The 25,864-nt window shown below is 71.1% G+C and carries 23 protein-coding genes and 1 other RNA gene; 20 read left to right on the top strand and 4 right to left on the bottom strand.

Annotated features, from left to right (window positions below; genetic code table 11):
• Positions 1-299: 299 nt before the first annotated feature.
• The 4 genes from ACFV9D_RS32860 (at position 300) to ACFV9D_RS32845 (ending at position 5,751) form a co-directional block, all read left to right on the top strand.
• Positions 300-2,000 (top strand): serine/threonine-protein kinase, encoded by a 1,701-nt coding sequence (locus ACFV9D_RS32860; RefSeq protein ID WP_385154470.1) that lies wholly within the window; start codon positions 300-302, stop codon positions 1,998-2,000.
• A 107-nt stretch (positions 2,001-2,107) separates the two neighbouring features.
• Positions 2,108-3,367 (top strand): serine/threonine-protein kinase, encoded by a 1,260-nt coding sequence (locus ACFV9D_RS32855; RefSeq protein WP_385154467.1) that lies wholly within the window; start codon positions 2,108-2,110, stop codon positions 3,365-3,367.
• Between the two features lie 44 nt (positions 3,368-3,411).
• A complete protein-coding gene (gene prfB / locus ACFV9D_RS32850) occupies positions 3,412-4,518 on the top strand; it encodes a peptide chain release factor 2 (protein ID WP_385154464.1) in 1,107 nt (368 codons plus the stop codon).
• 378 nt (positions 4,519-4,896) lie between these two features.
• A complete protein-coding gene (locus tag ACFV9D_RS32845; protein WP_385154461.1) occupies positions 4,897-5,751 on the top strand; it encodes an LPXTG cell wall anchor domain-containing protein in 855 nt (284 codons plus the stop codon).
• 75 nt (positions 5,752-5,826) lie between these two features.
• On the opposite strand, the gene ACFV9D_RS32840 is transcribed toward ACFV9D_RS32845, so the two are convergent.
• Positions 5,827-6,012 (bottom strand): hypothetical protein, encoded by a 186-nt coding sequence (locus ACFV9D_RS32840; protein ID WP_385154458.1) that lies wholly within the window; start codon positions 6,010-6,012, stop codon positions 5,827-5,829.
• 258 nt (positions 6,013-6,270) lie between these two features.
• Between ACFV9D_RS32840 and ftsE the strand changes: the two genes are divergently transcribed.
• The 5 genes from ftsE to ssrA all read left to right on the top strand — a co-directional run bounded on the left by ftsE (position 6,271) and on the right by ssrA (position 10,230).
• Positions 6,271-6,960, top strand: coding sequence for a cell division ATP-binding protein FtsE (ftsE, locus tag ACFV9D_RS32835; protein ID WP_260229593.1), 690 nt, complete (start codon positions 6,271-6,273; stop codon positions 6,958-6,960).
• Positions 6,961-6,981: 21 nt separating this feature from the next.
• Positions 6,982-7,899, top strand: a complete 918-nt coding sequence (ftsX, locus tag ACFV9D_RS32830; protein WP_385154454.1) for a permease-like cell division protein FtsX — start codon at positions 6,982-6,984, stop codon at positions 7,897-7,899.
• A 78-nt stretch (positions 7,900-7,977) separates the two neighbouring features.
• Positions 7,978-9,174 (top strand): S41 family peptidase, encoded by a 1,197-nt coding sequence (locus ACFV9D_RS32825; RefSeq protein WP_385154451.1) that lies wholly within the window; start codon positions 7,978-7,980, stop codon positions 9,172-9,174.
• An 18-nt stretch (positions 9,175-9,192) separates the two neighbouring features.
• Positions 9,193-9,732, top strand: a complete 540-nt coding sequence (smpB, locus tag ACFV9D_RS32820) for an SsrA-binding protein SmpB (protein ID WP_260229596.1) — start codon at positions 9,193-9,195, stop codon at positions 9,730-9,732.
• A 106-nt stretch (positions 9,733-9,838) separates the two neighbouring features.
• Positions 9,839-10,230, top strand: a transfer-messenger RNA (tmRNA) gene (gene ssrA, locus ACFV9D_RS32815).
• 88 nt (positions 10,231-10,318) lie between these two features.
• Here ssrA and ACFV9D_RS32810 read toward each other — a convergent pair.
• On the bottom strand, positions 10,319-11,581 hold the full coding sequence (locus tag ACFV9D_RS32810) for an MFS transporter (RefSeq protein ID WP_385154547.1): 1,263 nt from the start codon (positions 11,579-11,581) through the stop codon (positions 10,319-10,321).
• Positions 11,582-11,684: 103 nt separating this feature from the next.
• Between ACFV9D_RS32810 and ACFV9D_RS32805 the strand changes: the two genes are divergently transcribed.
• The 3 genes from ACFV9D_RS32805 to ACFV9D_RS32795 all read left to right on the top strand — a co-directional run bounded on the left by ACFV9D_RS32805 (position 11,685) and on the right by ACFV9D_RS32795 (position 15,416).
• Positions 11,685-12,650, top strand: a complete 966-nt coding sequence (locus ACFV9D_RS32805) for a LysR family transcriptional regulator (protein WP_385154447.1) — start codon at positions 11,685-11,687, stop codon at positions 12,648-12,650.
• A 183-nt stretch (positions 12,651-12,833) separates the two neighbouring features.
• Positions 12,834-14,201, top strand: coding sequence for a nitrate/nitrite transporter (locus ACFV9D_RS32800; RefSeq protein WP_385154444.1), 1,368 nt, complete (start codon positions 12,834-12,836; stop codon positions 14,199-14,201).
• Positions 14,202-14,276: 75 nt separating this feature from the next.
• Positions 14,277-15,416 (top strand): uroporphyrinogen-III synthase, encoded by a 1,140-nt coding sequence (locus ACFV9D_RS32795; RefSeq protein ID WP_385154441.1) that lies wholly within the window; start codon positions 14,277-14,279, stop codon positions 15,414-15,416.
• Between the two features lie 94 nt (positions 15,417-15,510).
• On the opposite strand, the gene ACFV9D_RS32790 is transcribed toward ACFV9D_RS32795, so the two are convergent.
• The gene (locus ACFV9D_RS32790) at positions 15,511-15,993 is read right to left on the bottom strand and encodes a DUF1772 domain-containing protein (RefSeq protein ID WP_385154438.1); all 483 of its coding nucleotides are present in this window, start codon (positions 15,991-15,993) and stop codon (positions 15,511-15,513) included.
• 198 nt (positions 15,994-16,191) lie between these two features.
• Between ACFV9D_RS32790 and ACFV9D_RS32785 the strand changes: the two genes are divergently transcribed.
• From ACFV9D_RS32785 to ACFV9D_RS32760, 6 genes are all read left to right on the top strand, one after another.
• Positions 16,192-16,743, top strand: a complete 552-nt coding sequence (locus ACFV9D_RS32785; protein ID WP_385154435.1) for a CGNR zinc finger domain-containing protein — start codon at positions 16,192-16,194, stop codon at positions 16,741-16,743.
• 82 nt (positions 16,744-16,825) lie between these two features.
• On the top strand, positions 16,826-17,413 hold the full coding sequence (locus ACFV9D_RS32780) for a sigma-70 family RNA polymerase sigma factor (protein WP_385154432.1): 588 nt from the start codon (positions 16,826-16,828) through the stop codon (positions 17,411-17,413).
• Positions 17,410-18,270 (top strand): RNA polymerase subunit sigma, encoded by an 861-nt coding sequence (locus tag ACFV9D_RS32775; RefSeq protein ID WP_385154429.1) that lies wholly within the window; start codon positions 17,410-17,412, stop codon positions 18,268-18,270. The genes ACFV9D_RS32780 and ACFV9D_RS32775 overlap by 4 nt, the downstream gene beginning before the upstream one ends.
• A 62-nt stretch (positions 18,271-18,332) precedes the next feature.
• Positions 18,333-20,699: a HelD family protein gene (locus tag ACFV9D_RS32770; protein WP_385154426.1), complete on the top strand. Its 2,367-nt coding sequence runs from the start codon at positions 18,333-18,335 to the stop codon at positions 20,697-20,699.
• A 366-nt stretch (positions 20,700-21,065) separates the two neighbouring features.
• Complete coding sequence (locus tag ACFV9D_RS32765; protein ID WP_385154423.1) at positions 21,066-22,502, top strand: NAD-dependent malic enzyme; 1,437 nt, start codon at positions 21,066-21,068, stop codon at positions 22,500-22,502.
• Between the two features lie 341 nt (positions 22,503-22,843).
• Positions 22,844-23,125, top strand: a complete 282-nt coding sequence (locus ACFV9D_RS32760) for an HU family DNA-binding protein (RefSeq protein ID WP_017237029.1) — start codon at positions 22,844-22,846, stop codon at positions 23,123-23,125.
• A 201-nt stretch (positions 23,126-23,326) separates the two neighbouring features.
• Here ACFV9D_RS32760 and murA read toward each other — a convergent pair whose 3' ends face one another.
• Complete coding sequence (murA, locus tag ACFV9D_RS32755; protein ID WP_385154420.1) at positions 23,327-24,667, bottom strand: UDP-N-acetylglucosamine 1-carboxyvinyltransferase; 1,341 nt, start codon at positions 24,665-24,667, stop codon at positions 23,327-23,329.
• A gap of 264 nt (positions 24,668-24,931) precedes the next feature.
• Here murA and ACFV9D_RS32750 point away from each other — a divergent pair, with 264 nt between their 5' ends.
• A complete protein-coding gene (locus tag ACFV9D_RS32750) occupies positions 24,932-25,492 on the top strand; it encodes a YqgE/AlgH family protein (RefSeq protein ID WP_361862781.1) in 561 nt (186 codons plus the stop codon).
• A 30-nt stretch (positions 25,493-25,522) separates the two neighbouring features.
• Complete coding sequence (locus ACFV9D_RS32745) at positions 25,523-25,816, top strand: DUF3039 domain-containing protein (RefSeq protein ID WP_385154417.1); 294 nt, start codon at positions 25,523-25,525, stop codon at positions 25,814-25,816.
• The last annotated feature ends 48 nt before the right edge of the window (positions 25,817-25,864 follow it).

The following is a 25,864-nucleotide window of genomic DNA, read 5'->3' as shown; positions in this document are numbered from 1 at the left end:
TGTGTGCATCCTCGCACCTGCCACTGACAACCCGCCCGCGGGTCGCCTCCAAGTGATCTTGAATGGTCGGCTGTGGACGCAAAAGTGCCTGGTTGGGTACGCCTTCCGATCCTCCCGGCAACCACCGGTACGACAAACGCGTCTTGTTTTCGGACAAGTCGACAGCCGGAATCAGCCGTCTCGCGGTCGACCGTCGAGCCGTTCCGCGGCACTAAAGTGGGTCGGACACCCGGACGGGTCACTACAGATGACAGGGACCCCGGGAACCCCAGGACCACGATCAGCAGGGAGCGCGTGACGTGCGGCCAATCGGCAGCAAGTACCTGCTCGAGGAGCCGCTCGGACGCGGCGCCACGGGCACCGTCTGGCGAGCCCGCCTGGGGGTCCCCCCAGGAGGGACTCCTAGGGGGAGGGAGGCGGCGGGCGAATACGAGACCGTGGCGATCAAGGTCCTCAAGGAGGAGCTGGCCAACGACGCGGACATCGTGATGCGCTTCCTGCGCGAACGGTCCGTGCTCCTGCGGCTCACCCACCCGAACATCGTGCGCACCCGCGACCTGGTCGTCGAGGGCGATGTCCTCGCCCTGGTCATGGACCTCGTCGAGGGCCCGGACCTGCACCGCTACATCCGGGACAACGGCCCGCTCACCCCGGTCGCCGCCGCCCTGCTCACCGCGCAGATCGCCGACGCGCTCGCCGCCAGCCACGCCGACGGCGTCGTCCACCGCGACCTCAAGCCCGCCAACGTCCTGCTCGCCGAGCGGGACGGCCAGATGCACCCGATGCTCACGGACTTCGGCATCGCGCGCCTCGCGGACTCCCCGGGCCTGACCCGGACGCACGAGTTCGTCGGCACGCCCGCGTACGTCGCGCCGGAGTCCGCCGAAGGCCGCCCGCAGACCTCCGCCGTCGACATCTACGGCGCGGGCATCCTGCTCTACGAGCTGGTCACCGGCCGTCCGCCGTTCGCCGGCGGCACGGCCCTGGAGGTCCTGCACCGGCACCTCAGCGAGGAGCCGCGCCGTCCCTCGACCGTTCCCGGCCCGCTGTGGACGGTCATAGAGCGCTGCCTCAGCAAGAACCCGGACCACCGGCCCAGCGCCGAGAACCTGGCCCGCGGACTGCGCGCGGTCGCCGCGGGCATCGGTGTGCACTCCACCCCCGCCCAGATCGAGGCGGCCGACGGCGTCGGCGCGCTGCTCGCCCCGGACCCGGCGCCCGCGCCGGTCCCGGAGACCCCGGGGGCCGCCGACCCGACCCAGGTGCTGCCCAGCGGGGCCGGCGCCCAGTACGACCCCGCCGCGGCGACCAGCGTCATGCCGACCAGCGGCCCCGCGGGCGGCGGCGCCGACCCGACCGCGGTCATGCCCCCCGTACCGCCGCAGCCGCCGCAGGATGCCGCGGGCGAGGACCCGCACCCCTGGCAGAACCAGCTGCGCGCGGCCCGCGACCGCAATGAGCAGACGCAGGTGCAGTACCTGGACCCGAGCCAGGACCCGCTGCGCCGCCGTCCGCAGCGCCAGCCCCAGCCGCCGCAGCACCAGCCTCACCAGCACCAGCCTCAGCCGTACGCGCAGCAGCCCCCGCCGCCTCAGCCGTACCAGCAGCCCCAGCGGCCGCCGCAGCGCCAGCAGTACGCCCCCCAGCCGCAGCAGCAGCAGTACGCGCCGCCGCCCCAGCAGCAGTACGCGCCCCCGCAGCCGCCGCCCCAGGCGCCGGCCCCGCGCGAGCCGCGTCCGCCGCGTCAGCGCAGCGCCAACCCGATGCGCATCCCGGGACTGGGCTGTCTGAAGGGCTGCCTCTTCACGATCCTGCTGTTCGTCGTCGCGGGCTGGCTCATCTGGGAGCTGACCCCGCTCCAGGACTGGGTGGCCCAGGGCAAGGGCTACTGGGAGGCCATCGGCGACGGGATCACGTCCTTCACGGACTGGGTCTCCGAGCTGACGGGCTCCGAGAGCGGCACGACGAGTGGTACTACTACCGGCGGTACGGGGCAGTAGTACTGCCGATTTATCGACTTCCGAGGGGTGATTTCCCCTCGGAAGTGACGACCAGCGCCTGCGGACGCGTAACTTTGTCGCGACCGCCAGCCGCTGAGGGAGCAGTCTTGGCACGGAATATCGGCAGCCGCTACACGGCCCACCAGATCCTCGGGCGGGGCAGCGCCGGCACGGTGTGGCTCGGCGAGGGTCCCGAGGGCCCCGTCGCCATCAAGCTGCTGCGCGAGGACCTGGCCTCGGACCAGGAGCTCGTCGGACGCTTCGTCCAGGAGCGCACCGCCCTGCTCGGTCTCGACCACCCCCGGGTGGTCGCCGTCCGCGACCTCGTCGTCGACGGCAACGACCTGGCGCTCGTCATGGACCTGGTCCGCGGCACCGACCTGCGCACCCGTCTCGACCGCGAGCGCAGGCTCGCACCCGAGGCGGCCGTCGCGATCATCGCCGACGTCGCCGACGGTCTCGCCGCCGCGCACTCCGCCGGAGTCGTCCACCGCGACGTCAAGCCGGAGAACATCCTGCTCGACATGGAGGGCCCGCTCGGCCCCGGCGGAGCCCACCCGGCGCTCCTCACCGACTTCGGCGTCGCCAAGCTCATCGACACCCCCGGCCGCACCAAGGCGACCCGGATCATCGGCACGCCGGACTACCTGGCCCCCGAGATCGTCGAGGGCCTGCCCCCGCGCGCGGCCGTCGACATCTACGCCCTCGCGACCGTCCTGTACGAGCTCCTGGCCGGCTTCACGCCCTTCGGCGGCGGCCACCCCGGCGCGGTGCTGCGCCGGCACGTCACCGAGACCGTCGTCCCGCTGCCCGGCATCCCCGAGGAGCTGTGGCAGCTGATCGTCCAGTGCCTGGCCAAGGCCCCGGCCTCGCGGCTGCGCGCCTCGGAGCTGGCCAGCCGGCTGCGGGAGTGCCTGCCCCTGCTGGCCAGGCTGCCGCCGCTGGACGTGGACGAGCCGGACGACGCGGAACAGCAGGCGGAGGCGTACGAGGAGGAGTCCTACGCGACCCGGTCCGGCCAGGGCTCCGGCCCCGGCTCGGGCGAGGGCGCGCCCCGCCGGGCCGCCGTCCCGCTGGTTCCCGGCGCCTCGCCCGACTCCAACCGGGACACCCACACCTCCATGCGCGTCCCCGCCCCCGACGAGCTGGCCGGCGGCCCGCTGGGCACCGCCAGGGCCCCCCGCCCGGCCGGCGCCCGGCGTCCCGGCTCCGCCCGCCACAAGGCGGAGGCCGTCCGCAAGCGCCGCATCACGCTCTCGATCGCGGCGGCCGCCCTCGCGGGCGCCCTGGGCGTGGGCGGGTACCTGGCGACCGCCGGGGACTCCGACGCATCGCCGCAGGACTCCAAGACGTCCACACAGCCGTAGGCCGGCGGGTCCGGTCGCTTGCCACGAGCCGTTACGCTGGACGCGTGGCAGTCGTCGATGTATCCGAAGAGCTGAAGTCCCTCTCCTCGACCATGGGGTCGATCGAGGCCGTCCTGGACCTCGAAAAGCTGAGGGCCGACATCGCCGTGCTCGAAGAGCAGGCCGCGGCCCCGTCCCTCTGGGACGACCCGGAGGCGGCGCAGAAGATCACCAGCAAGCTTTCGCACCTCCAGGCCGAGGTCCGCAAGGCCGAGGCCCTGCGCGGCCGGATCGACGACCTCGGGGTGCTCTTCGAGCTCGCCGAGGAGATGGACGACCCGGACACCCGCGCCGAGGCCGAGACGGAGCTCGTCTCCGTCCGCAAGGCGCTGGACGAGATGGAAGTCCGCACGCTGCTCTCCGGCGAGTACGACGAGCGCGAGGCGCTGGTCAACATCCGCGCCGAAGCGGGCGGTGTCGACGCCGCCGACTTCGCCGAGCAGCTCCAGCGCATGTATCTGCGCTGGGCCGAGCGGCACGGCTACGGCACGGAGGTCTACGAGACCTCGTACGCGGAAGAGGCCGGCATCAAGTCGACCACCTTCGTGGTCAAGGCCCCGTACGCCTACGGCACGCTCTCGGTCGAGCAGGGCACGCACCGCCTGGTGCGCATCTCCCCCTTCGACAACCAGGGGCGCCGTCAGACCTCGTTCGCGGGTGTCGAGATCCTCCCGGTCGTCGAGTCGTCCGACCACGTCGAGATCGACGAGTCCGAGCTGCGCGTGGACGTCTACCGCGCGTCGGGCCCCGGCGGCCAGGGCGTCAACACGACCGACTCGGCGGTGCGCATCACGCACATCCCGACCGGCATCGTGGTCTCCTGCCAGAACGAGCGCTCGCAGATCCAGAACAAGGCGAGCGCCATGAACGTCCTCCAGGCCAAGCTCCTCGAGCGCCAGCGCCAGGAGGAGCGCGCCAAGATGGACGCCCTGAAGGGTGACGGCGGCAGCTCCTGGGGCAACCAGATGCGCTCGTACGTCCTCCACCCGTACCAGATGGTCAAGGACCTCCGGACGGACTTCGAGGTCGGCAACCCGCAGTCGGTCCTGGACGGCGAGATCGACGGCTTCCTCGAGGCGGGCATCCGCTGGCGCAAGCAGCAGGAGAAGTAGGACGGTTCGTCTTCGTACGGCGTCGGGACTCCGCGAGAGCGGGACCGGCGCCGTCGTCGTATGTGCGGGATTCGCGGGCGCAAGGGGAAAGTTGACTCTCCTGACGCTTTGTCGACAAGGGAACTGGCGCGACGGGACCGGAAGTTCAGCGTTTACGTCACAGTTGCATCCCCGCATGGCGGGCAACTCGTGATCTTTCGGGCATCGCACGCGCAACGACCTTGACGCGTATGCGGAAACTCGGGAGGGTGGCGCATGGCATGCGTATCTCTGGGGCGTGTGTGAACGGGGGCCGGCTGAGTGATACGCCGCTCCCGATGCCCGAGGCCCCCGAGCGCTGCTCCAATGACGAGATGAGCTACTGGGGGTAGCAGCCAGATGACGAAGAAGACGCGGATCCGCGTAGCGCGCATAGCGGCCGGCGCGGTGATCGCCGCCGGTGCGTCGCTCACTGCGGCGGGTGCCGCTTCGGCCGTTGGTGTGTCCTTCGGGGCCGAGGTGAACGACGGCACTGTCGAGGTCCAGGCCGGAGTCACCACCGGCAACGAGGACGGCGGCAACACGACCGTCGGTACGACCGAGGGCACCACGGAGGGGACCACCGAAGGTACGACCGAGGGGACCACCGAGGGCACGACCGAGGGGACCACCGAAGGTACGACCGAGGGGACCACCGAGGGTACGACCGAGGGGACCACCGAGGGCACCACGGAGGGGACCACCGAGGGTACGACCGAGGGGACCACCGAGGGCACCACGGAGGGGACCACCGAGGGTACGACCGAGGGGACCACCGAGGGCACGACCGAAGGTACGACCCAGGGCACGACCCAGGGCACCACCCAGGGCACGACGACGGGTAACAACGGCGGCAACCCGACCACGGGTGGCAACTCCGGCGGTAACCAGACCACGGGTGGCAACTCCGGCGGCAACCAGACCACCGGTGGCAACACCGGCGGTTCCTCGACCACCGGTGGCGGTTCCTCCACCGACGGTGGCGCCGGCACCTGCACCGTCGACCTCGACGGCGCCGAGTGCGTCGACAACAACCCGGGCACCAACAACGCCGGCTCGCAGCCGGTCGAGCAGGGCAAGGCCAAGGAGGAGCTGGCGGAGACCGGCGCCGCCGAGACCTCCTTCCTGCTCATCGGTGCCGCCACGATGATCGCCGGTGGCATCGGCTTCCGGATGCTGCCGCGTCTCGTCGGTGGCGGTCGCGCCGCCGTCTGAGGCTCCTGAAGCATGACGAAGAGGGCCGGGGAGATCCCCGGCCCTCTTCTCGCGTTCCGGCTTGTATGCGGAGTGCTACGCGGTCTGCAGCGCCGCGAGCAGCGCCACCATCGCCACCAGGGCGATCACCAGCGTCAGCAGCATCGCCGGGGTCAGGCCCGTCGACGGGGTCAGACGCTCCCGGTTCGCGCGGCAGACGGGGCAGCGGCCCTCTGCGACGGGGGCCGCGCAGTTGGCGCACACCAGTCGGTCGTAGGTCATGCGCTCTCCTCCTCCCGCACGGGGGTCCACACGGGGTTCACACCAAGGACAACGCCCGGCCGTACCCGAGCGTTCCCCCTACCACTGTGCCAGCTCCGGGGCGTTTCGGCGCGCCCCGTCGGATTACACCCGGATCGCATCCGTTCCGCCCCGAAGGGCGAAAAGGATAAAGCACGCAAGCCGGGACCGCGACTGCGCGGTGCATCCCCGGTCGCGTAAGGTCGCGCACACCTACTCCCGGCCGACCGTGGTGCATCCGTGATCCGATTCGACAATGTGTCCAAGTCCTATCCGAAGCAGAACCGCCCCGCGCTTCGGGACGTCTCCCTGGAGATCGAGAAGGGGGAGTTCGTCTTCCTCGTCGGGTCTTCCGGCTCCGGAAAGTCCACCTTCCTCCGGCTGATCCTGCGCGAGGAGCGCTGCAGCCACGGCCAGGTGCACGTCCTCGGCAAGGACCTCGCCCGGCTCTCCAACTGGAAGGTGCCGCAGATGCGGCGCCAGCTCGGCACCGTCTTCCAGGACTTCCGGCTGCTGCCCAACAAGACCGTCGCCGAGAACGTGGCCTTCGCGCAGGAGGTCATCGGCAAGCCGCGCGGAGAGATCCGCAAGGCGGTGCCCCAGGTCCTCGACCTCGTCGGCCTCGGCGGCAAGGAGGACCGCATGCCGGGCGAGCTCTCCGGTGGTGAGCAGCAGCGCGTCGCCATCGCCCGGGCCTTCGTCAACCGGCCGATGCTGCTGATCGCCGACGAGCCCACCGGCAACCTCGACCCGCAGACCTCCGTCGGCATCATGAAGCTGCTCGACCGCATCAACAGGACAGGGACCACCGTCGTCATGGCGACCCACGACCAGAACATCGTCGACCAGATGCGCAAGCGCGTCATCGAGCTCGAAAAGGGCCGTCTCGTCCGCGACCAGGCGCGCGGCGTCTACGGATACCAGCACTGAGCAGGTAGGGGATAGAACACCATGCGCGCTCAGTTCGTGCTCTCCGAGATCGGCGTCGGCCTCCGGCGCAATCTCACGATGACCTTCGCCGTCATCGTCTCCGTGGCCCTCTCGCTCGCCCTCTTCGGCGGTGCGCTGCTCATGCGCGAGCAGGTCAGCACGATGAAGGACTACTGGTACGACAAGGTCAACGTCTCCATCTTCCTCTGCAACAAGACCGACGCGGCCACCTCTCCCAAGTGCGCCAAGGGTGCGGTGACCGCTCAGCAGAAGGAGCAGATCGAGGCCGATCTGAACGAGATGGACATCGTCGAGACCGTGCACCACGAGTCGACCGACGAGGCCTACAAGCACTACAAGGAGCAGTACAGCGACACCGCCATCGCCTCGGTGATCACGCCCGACCAGATGCAGGAGTCGTTCCGGGTCAAGCTGGACGACCCGGAGAAGTACAAGGTCGTCGCCACCGCCTTCGCCGGTCGGGACGGCGTGGAGTCCGTCCAGGACCAGCGCAACATCCTGCAGAACCTCTTCGACCTGATGAACGGCATGAACATCGCCGCCCTCGGCGTCATGGGGCTGATGCTGGTCATCGCGCTGATGCTGATCGTCAACACGGTGCGCGTCTCCGCCTTCAGCCGACGGCGTGAGACCGGCATCATGCGACTGGTCGGCGCCTCCAGCTTCTACATCCAGATGCCGTTCATCATGGAGGCCGCCTTCGCCGGTCTCCTCGGCGGCGCCGTCGCCTGCATCATGCTCCTGGTCGGCCGGTACTTCCTGATCGACCACGGCATCGCGCTCGCCGACAAGATGCAGCTCGTCAACTTCATCGGCTGGGACGCCGTCCTCGCCAAGCTGCCGCTCGTCATCGCCATCGGCCTGCTGATGCCGGCCCTGGCCGCCTTCGTGGCGCTGCGCAAGTACCTCAAGGTGTGAGAAGAGCCCTTCGCGTACCCGGGGCGCCGTACGGTCAACCACCGTACGGCGCCTTTCGCTTGTCCTAGAGTGGGCGCCATGCCGGTGGGCCCCGGGTCGCGACCCGACCTCTGTCTCCGGCCCCGCGGAGTCCTCCGTGGGGCCGCTTTGACGTTGGTCTTCGCCGGGGTGCTCGCCACCGCCGCGGCCACCGGGTCCCTGCCCCGGCAGGAGACCTCCGCCGTGAAGCGCGAACAGGCCGCACCGGCGCGCGACACCGTCGACCCCACCGCCCTCGCCCGCGCCGCCGCCGACGCGATGGCCGACGGCAAGTCCGGCAAGAAGGCCGCCGAGGAGTTCGTCAGCCGCAGCGGCGACCGGTGGGGCGCGGTGTACGACCCGGCGGAGTTCGAGGAGTTCGCGCAGGCGCTGGACGGCTCGTACACCGGCGTCGGACTCTCCGCGCGGAAGGCGGCGCAGGGGCGCATCGAGATCTCCCGCGTCCAGGACGGCGGACCCGCCGCGAAGGCCGGGCTACGGGCCGGCGACCGCCTCGTCGCCGTCGACGGGCGCTCCGTCGACGGACTCTCCGTCTCGGAGGTCGTCTCCCTGCTGCGCGGTGACGGCGCTGCGGAGGCCGGCTCCACCGTCGCCCTGGGCGTCGAGCGCGGCCGCTCCGTCTGGACCGAGACCCTCACCCGGGCCCGGCTCGCCACCGAGGACGTCACCGTGCGCCGCCTCGACGACGGCACCGTACTGATCAAGGTCACCGCCTTCACCAAGGGCGCGGGCGAGCGGGTACGGGAAGCGGTACGGGACGCCCCGACCGGCGCCGGCGTCCTCCTGGACCTGCGGGGCAACGCCGGCGGCCTGGTCGCCGAGGCCGCCGTCGCCGCCTCCGCCTTCCTCGACGGCGGTCTGGTCGCCACGTACGACATCGACGGCGAGCAGCGCGCCCTGTACGCGCAGAGCGGCGGGGACACGGCAAGGCCGGTGGTCGCGCTGGTCGACGGCGGCACGATGAGCGCGGCCGAGCTGCTCACCGGCGCCCTGCAGGACCGCGGCCGGGCGATCACCGTCGGCTCGCGCACCTTCGGCAAGGGCTCGGTGCAGATGCCGAGCACCCTGCCCGACGGCTCCGTCGCCGAGCTCACCGTCGGCCACTACCGCACCCCCGCCGGGCACGGCGTCGACGGCCGGGGCATCACGCCCGACCTGATCGTCGGCGATGCCACCGGCAAGCGGGCCGAGGAGCGGGCGAGAACGGTATTGAGTGGCCTCGGAGGGGGCTCGTAGTGCGAAAATAGCTGCACTATGGCAAAGGGACTCGTGAACGTGCAGGGCAAGCCTGCCAAGAAGAAGGACCCGGAGAAGGGTCCTGAGCGCAAGATCATCGCGCAGAACAAGAAGGCGCGCCACGACTACCACATCATCGACACCTACGAGTGCGGTGTGGTGCTCATGGGCACCGAGGTGAAGTCGCTCCGGATGGGCCGGGCGTCGCTGGTCGACGGCTTCGTGCAGATCGACGGGCACGAGGCGTGGCTGCACAACATCCATGTGCCCGAGTACATGCAGGGCAGCTGGACCAACCACTCGGCGAAGCGGAAGCGCAAGCTGCTGCTGCACCGCGCCGAGATCGACAAGCTGGAGGCGAAGTCCCAGGAGACGGGTCACACGATCGTGCCCCTCGCGCTGTACTTCCTGAAGGGCCGCGTCAAGGTCGAGATCGCGCTGGCCAAGGGCAAGAAGGAGTACGACAAGCGACAGACGCTGCGGGAGAAGCAGGACACCCGCGAGACGAACCGGGCGATCGCGGCGGCGAAGCGGCGCCAGCGGGCGGCGGCCGTCTAGGACGCCTTCCGTCCAGGGGCCCTTAATACGCTGGCAACCGTGCGCGGTCGTCGCGTACGATGGGCTCTGCACCTCAGAGCGGGTGCGCGCCTTGAAAAAACAACATGGGGATGATCGGTTTCGACAGCGGATGTCGAAGCAGGGGAAGCGTGTCGAGGAAGCGGCAATGATCTCGTAAACCATATGTCGCAACCAATAATCGCCAACTCCAAGAGCGATAACTCCCGCTTCGCCCTCGCTGCCTAATCTAGGTATCGAGTAGAAGCCTCTGTGAGGAGCGTCAGCCCGGGGATGGTCCCGACCCGGATCCTGGCGTCATTTAGGGATCTAAACCTCTAGCCCCGGTCACGGGGGCCTGAGGGAAATCAAACAGTGACTGAGCCCGTCGGAGACTTGTCCGCGTGATCTCCGGGGCTGAGAAACTCGTAGCGGACTGCACACGGAGAAGCCCTGGTTCTGCACCGTTGGACGCGGGTTCGATTCCCGCCATCTCCACCGAGAGTCCGAGGGGGGCATGCCCCGCCCGGACACCTCATCCCATGTGGGCACAGGCCCGGCAGTCGTCACGACGACCGCCGGGCCTTTGTCATGTTCGTCGGCTGTCTCGGTCGGTCCTCCCGGTGTCGGCGCGGCGGCCCACCCGGGCCGTCGCGCACAGGGTGAGGGCCAGGGCGGCCGCGGCCGCCGGGACCAGGAAGGCGTACGTCGTCGTCGGGCCGTGTTCGGCCGCCCAGCCGCCGGTGGCCGCGCCGGCCGCGATGCCGCCGAGGAGGGCGGTCACCGCGAGCGTCATGCCCTCGTTGAGCCGGCCGGCCGGGGTCAGGCGCTGGACCAGGGTCATGCCCGTGACCATCGTCGGGGCGGTCGCCATGCCCGCCACGAGCAGGCCGCCCGCGAGGGCGAGCAGAGAGCCGGTCGAGGCCCCGAGGAGCGGCAGCGTCATCAGCACGGTCATCGCCGCGAGACAGCTGCGCAGCCGGACCGAGCGTCCCGTGCGGCCGTACACCAGGCCGGCCGCGCAGGAGCCCGCCGCCTGGAGGGCGAGGACGGGGCCGGCGGCCGGGCCGTCCACGTGCGCGAGCGTCACCACCTCCATCGCACCGAAGACCGCGCCCGTGGCCAGGAAGACCCCCAGCAGCGGCGCCATGCCGGGGGCGCGCAGCAGAGAGCCGGGCGCGGCGGCGGAGCGGGGCGCGACCGGGGGTTCGGTGGAGCGCTGGGCCGCGAAGATCAGGACGCCGCCGAGCAGCAGGACCGCGCCGATCAGGGTGCCGGCTTCCGGGAACAGGGCCGAGCAGAGGACGGCGGCCAGGACCGGGCCGATCATGAAGCAGAGCTCGTCGACGGCCTGCTCGAAGGCGTTGGCCGTGTGCAGGGCCGCCGGGTCGCCCCGGTGGAGGTGGGCCCAGCGGGCCCGGGACATGCCACCGGTGTTGGGCGTGGTGGCCGTCGCCGCGTACGCCACGAAAAGGGTCCAGGCAGGTGCCTCGTGGTGCACGCACAGCAGCAGGGCGAGCGAGCCGAGCACGGCCGCCGCGGTCGCGGGGACCGCGATCCGGGCCTGTCCGTACCGGTCGACGAACCGGGCCGTCCACGGCGCGACGAGGGCCGTGGCCGCGAGCCCGGTGGCGGTGACCGCGCCCGCCAGGGCGTACGAGTCGTACGACCCCGCGATCATGATCACCGCGCTGACGCTGAACATCCCCATCGGCAGGCGCGCGATGAGGTTCCCGAGGGTGAAGGCGCGGGTGCCGGGGGTGGTGAAGAGACGGAGGTAGGGGTTGGAGGGGGCGGTGATGGTGCGTGGTTCGCGGTAGCGGGGGACGAGCGTCGGGCCCGCGGGGGTCATCACGAGGTCGTGTTGCGGCATGGAAGAAGCCTCGTGGGAGCGGCGGCGAGCGGTCCAACACCTGCTCCGTGGGCATTCACGCGCCAGTGTTGTTAAATGCGGGGTGGCCACTTCGTACGACATCGACCCACGGCTCCTGCGGGCCTTCGCCGCCGTCGCCGACGAGCTGCACTTCACCCGCGCCGCCGCCCGCCTCTACCTCGCCCAGCAGGCGCTCAGCCGCGACATCCGGCGTCTGGAGCGCGAGTTGGGTACGGAGCTGTTCGTACGGACCACCCGACAGGTATCCCTCACGGCGGACGGCGAACGGCTCCTGCCGTACGCGCGACGCGTGTTGGCCGCCTGCGACGACCTCGCCGACGCCTTCCGCGCGGCCACCCGTCCTCTCCTCGTCGACCTCAACGGCGCGGGCTTCGCGCACGGCCGGGTCCTGGAGCGGGCGCGCGAGCTCGCCCCGGAGCAGGAGCTGATGGCCCGCTACGAGAGCGGTCTCACCGGGGCCGCGGCGCAGATCCTCGCCGGGCGGCTCGATGTCTCCTTCGGGCGGTACGGGGGACTGGAACCGGCCACGCGGGCGCGGCTCGCCTCGCAGTTCGTACGGTACGAGCCGATGGCGGTGCTGCTGCCCGAGGACCACCCGCTGGCGGATCTGGACGCCGTCCCGCTGGCCGCGCTCGCCGGGATGAGCGTCTACGCGGGCGCGGGCAACGACCGCACCCTCGAGTGGACCGGCCTGGCTGCCCAGCTCTTCGAGGGGCGGGGCATCGCGGTCGCACCGCCGGCGCCGATGGTGGTGGGGAAGGAGGAGTTCCGCCGGATCATGGCCAAGCTCCGCACCCCGGCCCTCGCGGTCGTCGACTTCCCGCCGATTCCCGGCAGCGTGCTGCGGCCCCTCGTCGACCCCGTGCCGATCTCCCCGGTGAGCCTCGTGTGGCGCAAGGGGCTCCGCCACCCCGGCCTGGACGCGCTCCGCGCGGCGGCGACGGAGATCGGCGAGCGCGAGGGCTGGCTGGAGCGTCCCGAGGGAGCCTGGCTCCCGGAGGGGGAGCCGGGGGTCCCGGTGGGCTGAACCCGGGGTCGGTCGAGCCCGGCTTCCGCGCCCCGGCGCTCACACCGGTCCCGCGCGCCGGGTGAGAGCAAGGTTCCGTCCGTGTCACTTCCCGCCACCGGTCCGAAACGCGGCCTCCCTAGTCTCTCCTCCCAGAGGTCCAGAGCATCTGGACGCTCGGGACCCGACACCTGGAGGTACGTGATGGGCGGCCGATGGATCGAACGGTGGGAACCGGAGGACGAGACCTTCTGGCGTGAGCAAGGAGAGCGGATCGCCCGGCGCAATCTCGTCTTCTCCGTCCTCTCCGAGCACATCGGCTTCTCCATCTGGAGCCTGTGGTCGGTCATGGTCCTGTTCATGGGACCGCAGTACGGCATCGACCCGGCGGGGAAGTTCTTCCTCATAGCGACCGCCACCTTCGTCGGCGCGCTCATCCGGATCCCGTACACCTTCGCCGTCGCCCGCTTCGGCGGCCGGAACTGGACGATCGTCAGCGCGCTGCTGCTGCTCCTGCCGACCGGCGTCGCCTACGCGGTGATGGAGCCGGGCACCTCGTACGGCACCTTCCTGCTGGTCGCCGCGCTCACCGGCGTCGGCGGCGGCAACTTCGCCTCCTCCATGACCAACATCAACGCCTTCTTCCCGCTGCGGAAGAAGGGCTGGGCGCTCGGCCTCAACGCGGGCGGCGGCAACATCGGCGTCCCCGTCGTCCAGCTCGTCGGCCTGCTGGTCATCGGCACCGCCGGCGCCATGCACCCGCGGATCGTCCTCGGCGTCTACCTCCCGCTCATCGTGATCGCCGCCCTGTGCTCCGCGCTCTTCATGGACAACCTGGTCCCGGTGAAGAACGACACCGGGGCGGTCAAGGAAGCCGTGGCGGCCAGGCACACCTGGATCATGGCCTTCCTCTACATCGGCACCTTCGGTTCCTTCATCGGCTACAGCTTCGCCTTCGGGCTCGTCCTGCAGACCCAGTTCGGGCGCACCCCGCTCCAGGCCGCCTCGCTCACCTTCATCGGCCCGCTGCTCGGCTCGCTGATCCGGCCCGTCGGCGGCTCGCTCGCCGACAAGTACGGCGGCGCCCGCATCACCCTGTGGAACTTCGCCGGGATGGCCGTCGCGACCGCCGTCGTGATCTACGCCTCGGTCGTCGAGTCGCTCGCCGTCTTCCTCGTCGGCTTCATCGTGCTCTTCGTCCTCAGCGGCCTCGGCAACGGCTCCACGTACAAGATGATCCCCGCGATCTTCCTCGCGCAGGGCCACCGCAAGGGGCTGTCCGGCGAGGCGGCGGAGTCGTACGGCCGCAGGCTCTCCGGGGCCTCCATGGGACTGATCGGCGCGGTGGGCGCGCTCGGCGGGCTCGGCATCAACCTCGCCTTCCGGCAGTCCTTCCAGGCGGCCGGCACCGGCACCGCGGCCTTCGTCGCCTTCCTGGCCTTCTACGCGGCCTGCATGGTCGTGACCTGGGCGGTATACCTTCGGCGCCCGGCCGCCGTACCGGACACCGCAGAAGGCGCGGCAGCTGCCTCGGGCGACAAGACGCCGCAGCCCGGTTACGCCGAGGTGTGATCGGGAGTGGTCCGTAACGGCCAGGAAATACCGGCGAACCGAGTCTGTCACGCATCCCCGTCAGGCTCGGTCGTCATGTACGAGCAAGAGCAGGGTCCCCTCGCGGGGTTCACCGTCGGAGTCACGGCGGCACGCCGCGCCGACGAGCTGGGCGCGCTCCTGCGCCGCCGGGGCGCGGCCGTCGTCCACGGCCCGGCGCTGCGGATCGTGCCGCTCGCGGACGACACGGAACTGCTCGCCGCCACCAAGGAACTCATCGACCATGCCCCGGACGTCGTCGTCGCCACCACGGCGATCGGCTTCCGGGGCTGGGTCGAGGCGGCGGACGGCTGGGGCTACGGCGAGGAGCTCCTCGACTGCCTGCGGGGCGTGGAACTCCTCGCCCGCGGGCCCAAGGTCAAGGGAGCGGTACGGGCGGCGGGGCTCACCGAGTCGTGGTCGCCGTCGTCCGAGTCCATGGCCGAGGTGCTCGACCGGCTGCTCACGGAGGGGGTGAGCGGGCGGCGCATCGCGCTCCAGCTGCACGGGGAGCCGCTCCCGGGGTTCGTCGAGGCACTGACGGCGGGCGGCGCGGAGGTCGTCGGCGTACCGGTCTACCGGTGGATGCCGCCGGAGGACATCGGCCCGCTGGACCGGCTGCTCGACGGGGTCCTGTCCGGCACGCTGGACGCGGTGACGTTCACCAGCGCACCGGCTGCCGCGTCCCTGCTGACCCGGGCCGTGGACCGGGGCGTCCTGCCGGAACTCCTCGCGGCGCTGCGGCACGGAGTGCTCGCCGTGTGCGTGGGGCCGGTGACGGCGCTGCCGCTCCAGGCGCACGGCATCGACACGCTCCAGCCCGAGCGCTTCCGGCTCGGGCCGCTGGTGCAGCTGCTCTGCCAGGAACTGCCCTCCCGGGCCCGTACGCTCCCGGTGGCGGGCCACCGGATCGAGATCCGGGGGCACGCGGTCCTCGTCGACGGCTGTCTGCGCCCGGTGCCGCCGGCCGGGATGGCTCTGCTCGACACCCTGGCCCGGCGACCCGGCTGGGTCGTCTCCCGCGCCGAACTGCTGCGCGCCCTGCCGGGCGCGGGCCGCGACGAGCACGCCGTGGAGACGGCGATGGCCCGGCTGCGCACGGCCCTCGGCACGCCGAAGCTGATCCAGACGGTGGTCAAGCGGGGGTACCGGCTGGCGCTCGATCCGGTGGCGGACACGAAGTACGCGGACGAGTAGGCGAGGGAGCGAGGCGGGACGGGCGGCTGCGCCGGCCCGCTGCCACCGCCCCCCGCCCGCCGTCACCGCCCCCGCCCGTCACCGCCCCCGCCCGTCACCGCCCCCGGCGCACCGACAGGGCCCGCAGCAGGCAGGCGAAGCCCACGGTCGTCAGGACCGCGCGGACGAGGTTCCAGGCGACCCACGGGGTCTCGAAGTCCGCGCGGGCCCGCACCGGGTCCGTGGCCGCCGCGAGGGCGTCGTTGAGCGGGACGTTCACCGCCGCGGTGACCACGAAGACGGCCGCGTACAGGACCAGCGCCGCGAGGACCCAGATCTTCGCCGCCGTGCCCCGCAACTGCCACGCGGCGATCGCCGTGAGGATCAGCGCCCCGAAGAACGGCGTGAAGAAGACCGGGTTCTGGATCACGTCGTTGATGTTCCGCATCACCTCGACGAAGACCCGGTCGTCGCTGCGCCCCAGCGCCGGCATCACCGAGCACACGTACGCGAACCACACCCCCGCGATCAGTCCCGTCGCCACCGTCGCCGCGGCCAGTACCGTCCCGGCCGCCGTCCCGCCCCTGTTGTCTGTCATGACCACAGTCAAGCGGCCGGGGGAGCGCGGATCCATGGATCCGCGTCCAGGATCCATACGCGGGCGTCCACGGTGGCGCGATCACCACCTCTTCCGGCGGATCCTCCACGACGACCCGCCGCCGGGGGTCTAGCCGGAGCCGCCCCGCCTTGCCAGTCTGGTCGGGACGCCGGACCTCTCCAAGGTGGTGACAGGGTCATGACCGTACGGTTCGACTCCGGGCGGATCTGCCTGGACCTGGCCGCCCAACAGCTCGACCGCGCCGAAGCGCTCGACGCCTTCCTGCACACCACCGGACTCGTCCCGGCCGCCACCCCGTTGGGCGCGCTCGACGCCCACTGGGTCGCCCGCTTCCGCGAACTGCGCGACTGCGTCGGCGAACTGGTGAGCGCTCAGCTCGACGGCAGGCGCGCCGACCTCGCCCTGGAACGGCTCAACGAGCTCGCCGCCGCCTCCGCACCACCCGCGCCCCGCGCCGTACGCACGGAGACCAGCGGGCTCGTCCGGGCCCTGAGCGACGAACCCGACTGCCGCGCGCTGCTCGCCGCCGTCGCCCGGGACGCGGTCGACCTCCTCACCGACCCGGCCGCCCGCGCCCTGCTCCGGCGGTGCGAGGGCGACAACTGCCGCCGCTGCTACCTCGACACCTCGCGAGGACACCGCCGGCGCTGGTGCTCCAGCGAGACCTGCGGAAACCGCGAGCGAGTTGCCCGCCATCGGGCAGCACGGCGCGGAATCGTGGCCGTGTAAAAAATCTTCGAACACCGTTGAGTCGAACCCGCACCGGCTCCGTACCTCTCCACGACAACAGGGTCTCGACCGGGAGGTTCAGGTGCGCAAGGATGCGGCCGTGGCCGATGACCGTCCGCATCGGGCCCGGCATCGCAGCGAGGTGTCACGCTTCCGACCCGACGTCCCTGACGAGGAGTTGATGCGTGCTCTCTACCGCGAACATGCCGGGCCCCTGCTCGCCTATGTACTCCGCCTCGTCGCCGGCGACCGCCAGCGTGCCGAGGACGTCGTACAGGAGACGCTCATCCGTGCCTGGAAGAACGCCGGCCAGCTCAACCGGGCTACCGGCTCAGTCAGACCTTGGCTCGTGACGGTTGCCCGGCGCATCGTCATCGACGGCCACCGCAGCCGGCAGGCCCGGCCTCAGGAGGTCGATCCGTCACCGCTCGAGGTCCTGCCCGCGGAGGACGAGATCGACAAGGCGCTGTGGCTGATGACGCTCTCTGACGCGCTCGACGATTTGACCCCCGCCCACCGGGAAGTGTTGGTCGAGACCTACTTCAAGGGGCGTACGGTCAACGAGGCGGCCGAGACCCTCGGCATACCCGCCGGGACCGTGCGTTCCCGGGTGTTCTACGCACTGCGTTCGATGAAGCTCGCGCTGGAGGAGAGGGGGGTATCGGCATGAGCAGCGGTATGACACCGCCGCACGACGCCGCGGGTGCGTACGTACTCGGCATCCTGGACGACGTCGACGCCGCCGCCTTCGAGGCGCACCTGGTGGACTGCGACCTCTGCGCCGCGCACGTGGAGGAATTCGCCGGCATGGAGCCGATGCTGGCCATGCTGGCGGACGCCGACGCGGCCCCGGCCGGGCCCACGGGTCCCGCGGCCGATCCGTACGCCGACGAGGCCTTCGACGCCTTCGCGCCCCGGCCGCCGGCCCCGCCCGGTCCGCGCCGCGTCCCCGTCGCACCCGTCACCCTCGACTCCGCCCCCGGGCCGCAGCTCCTCGACCGGCTCATCGACGAGGTGGGCGCCAAGCGGGCCCGCTCCCGCCGCCGCTCCTTCTACCTCGTCGCGGCCGCCGCCGTCCTCGTCATCGGCGGCCCCGCCGTCGCCGTCGTCGCCACCTCCGAGGGAGGCAAGGAGAACCGGGCGATCGAACCCCACCCCACCAGCCCCGCCGAGGACGCCTTCTTCCACCACATGGAGGAGAAGATCCAGGCCACCGACCCGACGACCAAGATCAGCGCCACCGTCGGCATGGAGAAGAAGGGCTGGGGCACCCACACCGTCCTCGAACTCAAGAACGTCAAGGGCCCCCTCAAGTGCCGGCTCGTCGCCGTCTCCAAGAGCGGCGAGGAGGAGGTCGTCACCTCCTGGGCCGTGCCGAAGTGGGGGTACGGCATCCCCGGCGCCACGCAGGAGAGCGCCAAGAACCCGCTGTACGTGCACGGCGGAGCGGCCATGGAGCGCAACGACATCGACCACTTCGAGGTCCGGACCTTCGACGGCGAACGCCTCGTGGAGGTCGAGGCCTGACATTTCGGCCCCCTGTGGCGTACGCTCGACGGCTGCCCAGTGCACGTCAGAAGGGGGCCTTAGTGGCCGCGCAGGAAGCCGTGGACACCGTGGACACGGTCCGGGACCGTGAGATCGGTGTCGAGCAGGAACATCTGGATCAGGTCTACCGCCGCCTCGAGGAGAAGATCCGCGAGGCGGAGTTCCTGATGAACGACGCCGCCAAGCGCGGCCAGGTCGGCACGCCCGGCGCGCTCGCCGAGCGCGACGCGCAGGTCTTCCGGGCCGGCGTGCACCTCAACCGGCTCAACAACGAGTTCGAGGACTTCCTCTTCGGCCGGATCGACCTGCTCTACGGCAAGGACGGCAAGAAGGGCCCCGACGGCGCGTACACCTCCGTCGAGCCCGCCGAGGACGCCGTACGGCCGGACAACACGGCCGACATCGGCGAGACCCTCCACATCGGCCGGATCGGCGTCCTCGACTCCGACTACGCGCCGCTCGTCATCGACTGGCGCGCACCCGCCGCCGCGCCCTTCTACCGCTCCACGCCGGTCGACCCCGGCCGCGTGGTGCGCCGTCGGGTCATCCGTTCCAAGGGCCGCAAGGTCCTCGGCGTCGAGGACGACCTGATGCGTCCCGAGCTGAAGGCGACCCTCGACGGGCGCGAGCTGCCGGTGATCGGCGACGGCGCCCTGATGGCCGCGCTCGGCCAGGCCCGCAGCCACACCATGCGTGACATCGTCTCCTCCATCCAGGCCGAGCAGGACCTGGTCATCCGCGCGCCCGCCGCCTCCGTCACGTACGTCGAGGGCGGCCCGGGCACCGGAAAGACGGCGGTCGCCCTGCACCGGGCCGCCTATCTGCTCTACCAGGACCGGCGGCGGTACGCGGGCGGCATCCTGATCGTCTCCCCGACCCCGCTGCTCGTCTCCTACACCGAGGGCGTCCTGCCCTCGCTCGGCGAGGAGGGCCAGGTCGCCATCCGCGCCCTCGGATCGCTCGTGGACGGAATGGAGGCCACCACGTACGACGAGCCGGCCGTGGCCCGCGTCAAGGGCTCCTCCCGCATGCTCGCCGTGCTGCGCAAGGCGGCCCGCGGAGCCCTGGAGACGCCGGCGCCGAGGTCCGCGCCCGGTGACCAGCTCTCCTTCGGAGAGGACCTGGGCGACGAAGGGGCCGCCCCGGCCCCCGCCGGCACCCCCACGCGCCTGCGGGTCGTCGCCTTCGGCCGCCGCCTGGAGCTGGAGGCCGACGAGCTCCAGCGCATCCGGCACAACGTGCTCGGCGGCTCCGCGCCCGTCAACCTGCTGCGCCCGCGCGCCCGCCGGCTGCTGCTCGACGCGCTGTACGCCAAGTCCGGCGCCGCCGGGCGGCACAGCGACCCCGAGCTCGCCGCCGAGCTGCGCTCCTCCTTCGACGAGGACGTCTCCACCGAGGACTCCTTCCTCTTCTTCCTCGACGCCTGGTGGCCCGAGCTCACGCCCCGCCAGGTCCTCGACGCGATGGCCGACGAGAAGCGCCTCGGCCGCTGGGCCCGGCGCATCCTCAACCCGGGCGAGGTCCGCCGCGTCGCCCGCTCCCTGCGCCGTGACGCGCTCTCGGTGCACGACGTGGCGCTCCTCGACGAGCTCCACACCCTCCTCGGCGCCCCGGCCAGGCCCCGCAAGAAGCGGGAGTACGACCCGCTGGACCAGCTGACGGGGCTGGAGGAGCTGATGCCCGTACGGGAGGAGACACAGCGGGAGCGGGCGGAACGGCTCGCCGCCGAGCGCGTCGAGTACGCCCACGTCATCGTCGACGAGGCGCAGGACCTCACCCCGATGCAGTGGCGGATGGTCGGGCGGCGCGGCCGGCACGCGACCTGGACGGTCGTGGGCGACCCGGCGCAGTCGTCCTGGTCGTCACCGGACGAGGCCGCCGAGGCCCGCGACGAGGCGCTCGGCAGCCGCCCCCGGCGGCGCTTCGAGCTGACCGTGAACTACCGCAACCCCGCCGAGATCGCCGAGCTGGCCGCCAAGGTGCTCGCCCTCGCCATGCCGGGCAGCACGTCGCCGCGCGCGGTCCGGTCCACCGGTGTGGAGCCGCGTTTCGTGGCGGTGGCGGAGAAGGCCGATCTGGCCGAAACCGTACGGGCGGAGGCGCGCCGTCTCCTCGAACGGGTGGACGGCACCGTCGGTGTCGTGGTCGCCATGAACCGGCGCGAGCAAGCCGCCCGCTGGCTGGCCGAACTCGGCGACCGGGTGGTGGCGCTGGGCTCCCTGGAGGCCAAGGGCCTGGAGTACGACGCCACGGTGGTGGTCTCGCCCGCGGAGATCGCGGACGAGTCCCCGGCCGGACTGCGGGTGCTGTACGTGGCGCTGACCCGCGCCACCCAGCAGCTGACGGTGGTCTCGGGCGCCCGTGACGTACCGGACGAGGCGGGGGTCCCCGACCTGCTCAGGGACTGATTTCCGGTCAACCTGCGTCGCAGGAATCACTTACCAGGGTGGTTTGTTAGCCTGTCTATGGCACCGGCTCGATCCAAGCCCCCGGGCCCAACCTTCGTCCCTTAGAGGGACCACTTGCCGCGAGGCGAGCATGGCGGGTCGGTGCCATCTTGTACGTACATACAGAAGAGGTCCGCGTCACCCACGGGTGATCGCGGACCTCTTCTGTTTCCCCATGGGTTCTCGTATGGTGGAAACTACTTTCCGAAAACAAAATGACCGCATTACCTGCTACCGGCAGGTAGGTGCGACGATCGGAGGGCGCCGCCGGGCAACCAGCCGGGGCGGCGTAGCAACGAAGCTCAGGGAAAGCAGAGGAACTCGGCCATGGCAACGGCGCCCAGCGTCTCGTACTCGATGACGGTCAGGCTGGAGGTTCCCGCCAGCGGAACCGCGGTCTCCCAGCTCACCACGGCGGTGGAGTCCCACGGCGGTTCCGTCACCGGCCTCGACGTGACCGCCTCCGGCCACGAGAAGCTGCGGATCGACGTCACCATCGCCGCGACCTCGACCGCGCACGCCGACGAGATCGTCGAGCAGCTGCGCACCATCGAGGGCGTCGTCCTCGGCAAGGTCTCCGACCGTACGTTCCTGATGCACCTCGGCGGCAAGATCGAGATGGCGTCCAAGCACCCCATCCGCAACCGCGACGACCTCTCCATGATCTACACCCCGGGCGTGGCCCGGGTGTGCATGGCGATCGCCGAGAACCCCGAGGACGCCCGCCGCCTCACCATCAAGCGCAACTCCGTCGCAGTCGTGACGGACGGCTCCGCCGTCCTCGGCCTCGGCAACATCGGCCCCAAGGCCGCCCTGCCCGTCATGGAGGGCAAGGCGGCCCTCTTCAAGCGCTTCGCGGGCATCGACGCCTGGCCGATCTGCCTGGACACCCAGGACACCGACGCCATCGTCGAGATCGTCAAGGCGATCGCCCCCGGCTTCGCGGGCATCAACCTCGAGGACATCTCCGCCCCCCGCTGCTTCGAGATCGAGGCGCGCCTGCGCGAGGCCCTCGACATCCCCGTCTTCCACGACGACCAGCACGGCACCGCGATCGTGGTGCTCGCCGCCCTCACCAACGCCCTGCGCGTGGTGGGCAAGGGGATCGGCGACGTACGGGTCGTCATGTCCGGCGCCGGCGCGGCCGGTACGGCCATCCTCAAGCTGCTCATCGCGGCGGGCGTCAAGCACGCCGTCGTCGCCGACATCCACGGTGTCGTGCACGCCGGTCGCGAGGACCTCGTCGAGGCAGAGAAGGACTCGCCGCTGCGCTGGATCGCCGACAACACCAACCCCGAGGGCGTCACCGGCACCCTCAAGCAGGCCGTCGTCGGCGCGGACGTCTTCATCGGCGTCTCGGCCCCGAACCTGCTCGGCGCGGACGACGTCGCCGCGATGGCGAAGGACTCCATCGTGTTCGCGCTCGCGAACCCGGACCCCGAGGTCGACCCGGCAATCGCCCGCCAGACGGCGGCCGTTGTGGCCACCGGCCGCTCGGACTTCCCCAACCAGATCAACAACGTGCTGGTCTTCCCTGGCGTCTTCCGCGGCCTGCTGGACGCTCAGTCCCGCACGGTCAACACGGAGATGATGCTGGCGGCCGCCTCGGCCCTCGCCGACGTCGTCACCGAGGACGAGCTGAACCCGAACTACATCATCCCGTCGGTCTTCAACGACAAGGTCGCGGGCGCGGTGGCGGGCGCCGTCCGCACCGCCGCGAAGGCGGCGGGCGCGGGCGCCGACAACGGGACGAACGGGCTCTGACGGGGCCCTGGAGGGGCGGCGTGGGGCTGTGACCGGCCCCACGTCCGCCGCGCAAACGGCGCGTCGCGGGTCGCCGTCCCACAAACCCGCCTTTAGGGTGGCCCTTCGGCTCCAAAGAGTTTCCGCGGAGTCGACGGAACGTCACCATGCCAGAGGCCGTGGCGCTTTTCGTGTGACCCCAGAGGGTGCCGGATTGGCGTTCCCGCCGCTGGTGGGGGCAGGATGCCTATTCGGGCGCGAGGGTCTGTCAGCAGACCCGGGTCCGGGGACTGTCCGAGGGCCCTGGCAGCATCGGCATCGATCTCACGCCTCACAGGCAAGAAGAACACGGGAGTAACAACATGAACCGCAGTGAGCTGGTGGCCGCCCTGGCCGACCGCGCCGAGGTGACCCGCAAGGACGCCGACGCCGTGCTGGCCGCTCTCGCCGAGACCGTCGGCGAGGTCGTCGCCAAGGGCGACGAGAAGGTCACCATCCCCGGCTTCCTGACCTTCGAGCGCACCCACCGTGCCGCTCGCACCGCTCGTAACCCGCAGACCGGCGACCCGATCAACATCCCGGCCGGCTACAGCGTGAAGGTCTCCGCGGGCTCGAAGCTCAAGGAAGCCGCCAAGGGCAAGTAAGGCGCCGAGGGCCTGGAAACGGGCCTGAAGCGACGAAAGGGCGGCCACCCTGTCAGGGGGTGGCCGCCCTTCTGTTTGCCCGTGTGCGGGCGCGCTGTGCCCTGCCCGGGGGATGACCCCCGGACCCCCGGCACGAGGGCGCCGGGGCGTCAGGAGATCGTGGCGTGCCGCGTCACACGAGCGCGCTGCCGTGTACGGGCGCTATACGAGCGCGCTGCCCGGGAGCTCGACCTTCGCGCCGAGCTCCACGAGCTTCTCCATGAAGTTCTCGTAGCCGCGGTTGATCAGGTCGATGCCGTGGACGCGGGAGGTCCCCTGCGCCGCCAGCGCCGCGATCAGGTACGAGAAGCCGCCCCGGAGGTCCGGGATGACCAGGTCGGCGCCCTGGAGCTTCGTCGGGCCGGACACGACCGCCGAGTGGAGGAAGTTCCGCTGGCCGAAGCGGCAGTCCGAGCCGCCCAGGCACTCGCCGTACAGCTGGATGTGGGCACCCATCTGGTTCAGCGCGGAGGTGAAGCCGAGCCGCGACTCGTACACCGTCTCGTGGACGATGGAGAGGCCCGCCGCCTGCGTCAGCGCCACCACCAGCGGCTGCTGCCAGTCGGTCTGGAAACCGGGGTGCACGTCCGTCTCCAGGGCGATCGCGTTGAGCGAGCCGCCCGGGTGCCAGAAGCGGATGCCCTCGTCGTCGATCTCGAAGGCGCCACCCACCTTCCGGTACGTGTTCAGGAAGGTCATCATCGAGCGCTGCTGGGCGCCGCGGACGTAGATGTTGCCCTCGGTCGCCAGCGCCGCCGACGCCCAGGAGGCGGCCTCCAGGCGGTCCGGGAGCGCGCGGTGCGTGTAACCGTCGAGCTTGTCGACACCGGTGATGCGGATGGTGCGGTCGGTGTCCATGGAGATGATCGCGCCCATTTTCTGCAGCACGCAGATCAGGTCCTCGATCTCCGGCTCCACGGCGGCGTTGGAGAGCTCGGTGACGCCCTCCGCCAGCACGGCCGTGAGCAGCACCTGCTCGGTCGAGCCGACCGAGGGGTACGGCAGACGGATCTTGGTGCCGCGCAGGCGCTGCGGGGCCTCCAGGTACTGGCCGTCCGCCCGCTTCTCGATCGTCGCGCCGAACTGGCGCAGCACGTCGAAGTGGAAGTCGATCGGCCGGCCGCCGATGTCGCAGCCGCCCAGGCCAGGGATGAACGCGTGGCCGAGGCGGTGCAGCAGCGGGCCGCAGAAGAGGATCGGGATGCGCGACGAACCGGCGTGGGCATCGATGTCAGCCACGTTGGCGGACTCGACGTGCGTCGGGTCGAGGACCAGCTCGCCCGGCTCCTCGCCGGGGCGGACCGTCACACCGTGCAGCTGCAGCAGCCCGCGGACCACGCGGACGTCACGGATGTCGGGCACGTTGCGCAGTCGGCTCGGCCCGCTGCCGAGGAGGGCGGCGACCATCGCCTTGGGCACGAGGTTCTTCGCGCCGCGGACACGGATCTCGCCCTCCAGCGGGGTTCCGCCGTGGACAAGCAGTACATCGTCTGTGCCGGTCATGAATCTCGCGTTCCGGAGAGGTCGGGCAGGGGGCCAGGGAAAAGGGTAAGGGGCTGGAGCACCCCACTTGGAAGCCCTGGGGGCCCTGTCAGATGTAATGAATTCGGCACAACACCCTCTGTTCATCCGATCTTGCGGAGCGTCACCGTCCGTTTGTGTCCGGGTGCGCCGCTCGTATCCGCCCTGAACTGCGTCGGCGTCCCGTGTGCGTCCACTGCGTCGGACGACCCCCGTAATCGGCGAAGATGCGGGATCATGTGTCGCATGACCGAGGTGTCCTCGCTCACAGGACGGCTGCTCGTCGCCACCCCCGCCCTGGCCGACCCCAATTTCGACCGCGCGGTGGTCCTGCTCCTCGACCACGACGACGAGGGCTCGCTCGGCGTGGTCCTCAACCGGCCGACCCCCGTCACGGTCGGTGACATCCTCGCGCCCTGGGCCGACCTCGCCGGCGAGCCGGGCGTGGTCTTCCAGGGCGGCCCGGTCTCCCTGGACGCGGCCCTCGGCGTCGCGGTGATCCCCGGCGACGAGGGCCCGCTGGGTTGGCGACGGGTGTACGGCGCGATCGGCCTGGTCGACCTGGAGACCCCGCCGGAGCTGCTCGGCCCCGCGCTGGGCTCGCTGCGGATCTTCGCAGGCTACGCGGGCTGGGGACCGGGCCAACTGGAGACGGAGCTCGGCGAGGGCGCCTGGTACGTGGTCGAGTCCGAACCGGGCGACGTGTCCTCGCCGCGCCCGGAAACCCTGTGGCGGGAGGTCCTGCGACGCCAGCGGAGCGACCTCGCGATGGTGGCGACGTACCCGGACGACCCTTCGCTCAACTGACCCGTCCGGTCTTCAGTACCCTTGGTTCCCATGAGCACTCTCGAGCCCGAGCGCGGGGCAGGTACGGGAACCCTCGTCGAGCCGACGCCGCAGGTGTCCCACGGTGACGGCGACCACGAGCGCTACGCCCATTACGTCCAGAAGGACAAGATCATGGCGAGCGCCCTCGACGGCACTCCCGTGGTGGCACTCTGCGGCAAGGTCTGGGTACCGGGGCGCGACCCCAAGAAGTACCCGGTCTGCCCGATGTGCAAGGAGATCTACGAGTCCATGGGCCCCGGCGGGGACAAGGACAAGGGCGGCAAGGGCGGCGGCGACAAGTAGTTCGCTCCGCGTCCGCGGGGACGGCCCCCGGCGCGCGTACTTCGGTAC

This window comes from Streptomyces sp. NPDC059875 (assembly GCF_042731085.1).
Taxonomy (GTDB): Bacteria; Actinomycetota; Actinomycetes; order Streptomycetales; family Streptomycetaceae; genus Streptomyces.
The sequence above is the reverse complement of the archived record's forward strand: the minus strand, read 5'-3'. Positions and strand labels throughout refer to the sequence as shown.

What these genes read in the sequence shown, in the direction of transcription:
- smpB (WP_260229596.1), top strand. Translation starts at nt 9,193, where the DNA reads ATGGCAAAGGGACTCGTGAACGTGCAGGGCAAGCCTGCCAAGAAGAAG.
- ACFV9D_RS32825 (WP_385154451.1), top strand. Translation starts at nt 7,978, where the DNA reads ATGCCGGTGGGCCCCGGGTCGCGACCCGACCTCTGTCTCCGGCCCCGC.
- ACFV9D_RS32810 (WP_385154547.1), bottom strand. Translation starts at nt 11,581, where the DNA reads ATGACCCCCGCGGGCCCGACGCTCGTCCCCCGCTACCGCGAACCACGC.
- ACFV9D_RS32750 (WP_361862781.1), top strand. Translation starts at nt 24,932, where the DNA reads ATGACCGAGGTGTCCTCGCTCACAGGACGGCTGCTCGTCGCCACCCCC.
- ACFV9D_RS32785 (WP_385154435.1), top strand. Translation starts at nt 16,192, where the DNA reads ATGACCGTACGGTTCGACTCCGGGCGGATCTGCCTGGACCTGGCCGCC.
- ACFV9D_RS32760 (WP_017237029.1), top strand. Translation starts at nt 22,844, where the DNA reads ATGAACCGCAGTGAGCTGGTGGCCGCCCTGGCCGACCGCGCCGAGGTG.
- ACFV9D_RS32845 (WP_385154461.1), top strand. Translation starts at nt 4,897, where the DNA reads ATGACGAAGAAGACGCGGATCCGCGTAGCGCGCATAGCGGCCGGCGCG.
- ACFV9D_RS32795 (WP_385154441.1), top strand. Translation starts at nt 14,277, where the DNA reads ATGTACGAGCAAGAGCAGGGTCCCCTCGCGGGGTTCACCGTCGGAGTC.
- ACFV9D_RS32775 (WP_385154429.1), top strand. Translation starts at nt 17,410, where the DNA reads ATGAGCAGCGGTATGACACCGCCGCACGACGCCGCGGGTGCGTACGTA.
- ftsX (WP_385154454.1), top strand. Translation starts at nt 6,982, where the DNA reads ATGCGCGCTCAGTTCGTGCTCTCCGAGATCGGCGTCGGCCTCCGGCGC.
- ACFV9D_RS32765 (WP_385154423.1), top strand. Translation starts at nt 21,066, where the DNA reads ATGGCAACGGCGCCCAGCGTCTCGTACTCGATGACGGTCAGGCTGGAG.
- ACFV9D_RS32840 (WP_385154458.1), bottom strand. Translation starts at nt 6,012, where the DNA reads ATGACCTACGACCGACTGGTGTGCGCCAACTGCGCGGCCCCCGTCGCA.
- murA (WP_385154420.1), bottom strand. Translation starts at nt 24,667, where the DNA reads ATGACCGGCACAGACGATGTACTGCTTGTCCACGGCGGAACCCCGCTG.
- ACFV9D_RS32745 (WP_385154417.1), top strand. Translation starts at nt 25,523, where the DNA reads ATGAGCACTCTCGAGCCCGAGCGCGGGGCAGGTACGGGAACCCTCGTC.
- ACFV9D_RS32800 (WP_385154444.1), top strand. Translation starts at nt 12,834, where the DNA reads ATGGGCGGCCGATGGATCGAACGGTGGGAACCGGAGGACGAGACCTTC.
- ACFV9D_RS32790 (WP_385154438.1), bottom strand. Translation starts at nt 15,993, where the DNA reads ATGACAGACAACAGGGGCGGGACGGCGGCCGGGACGGTACTGGCCGCG.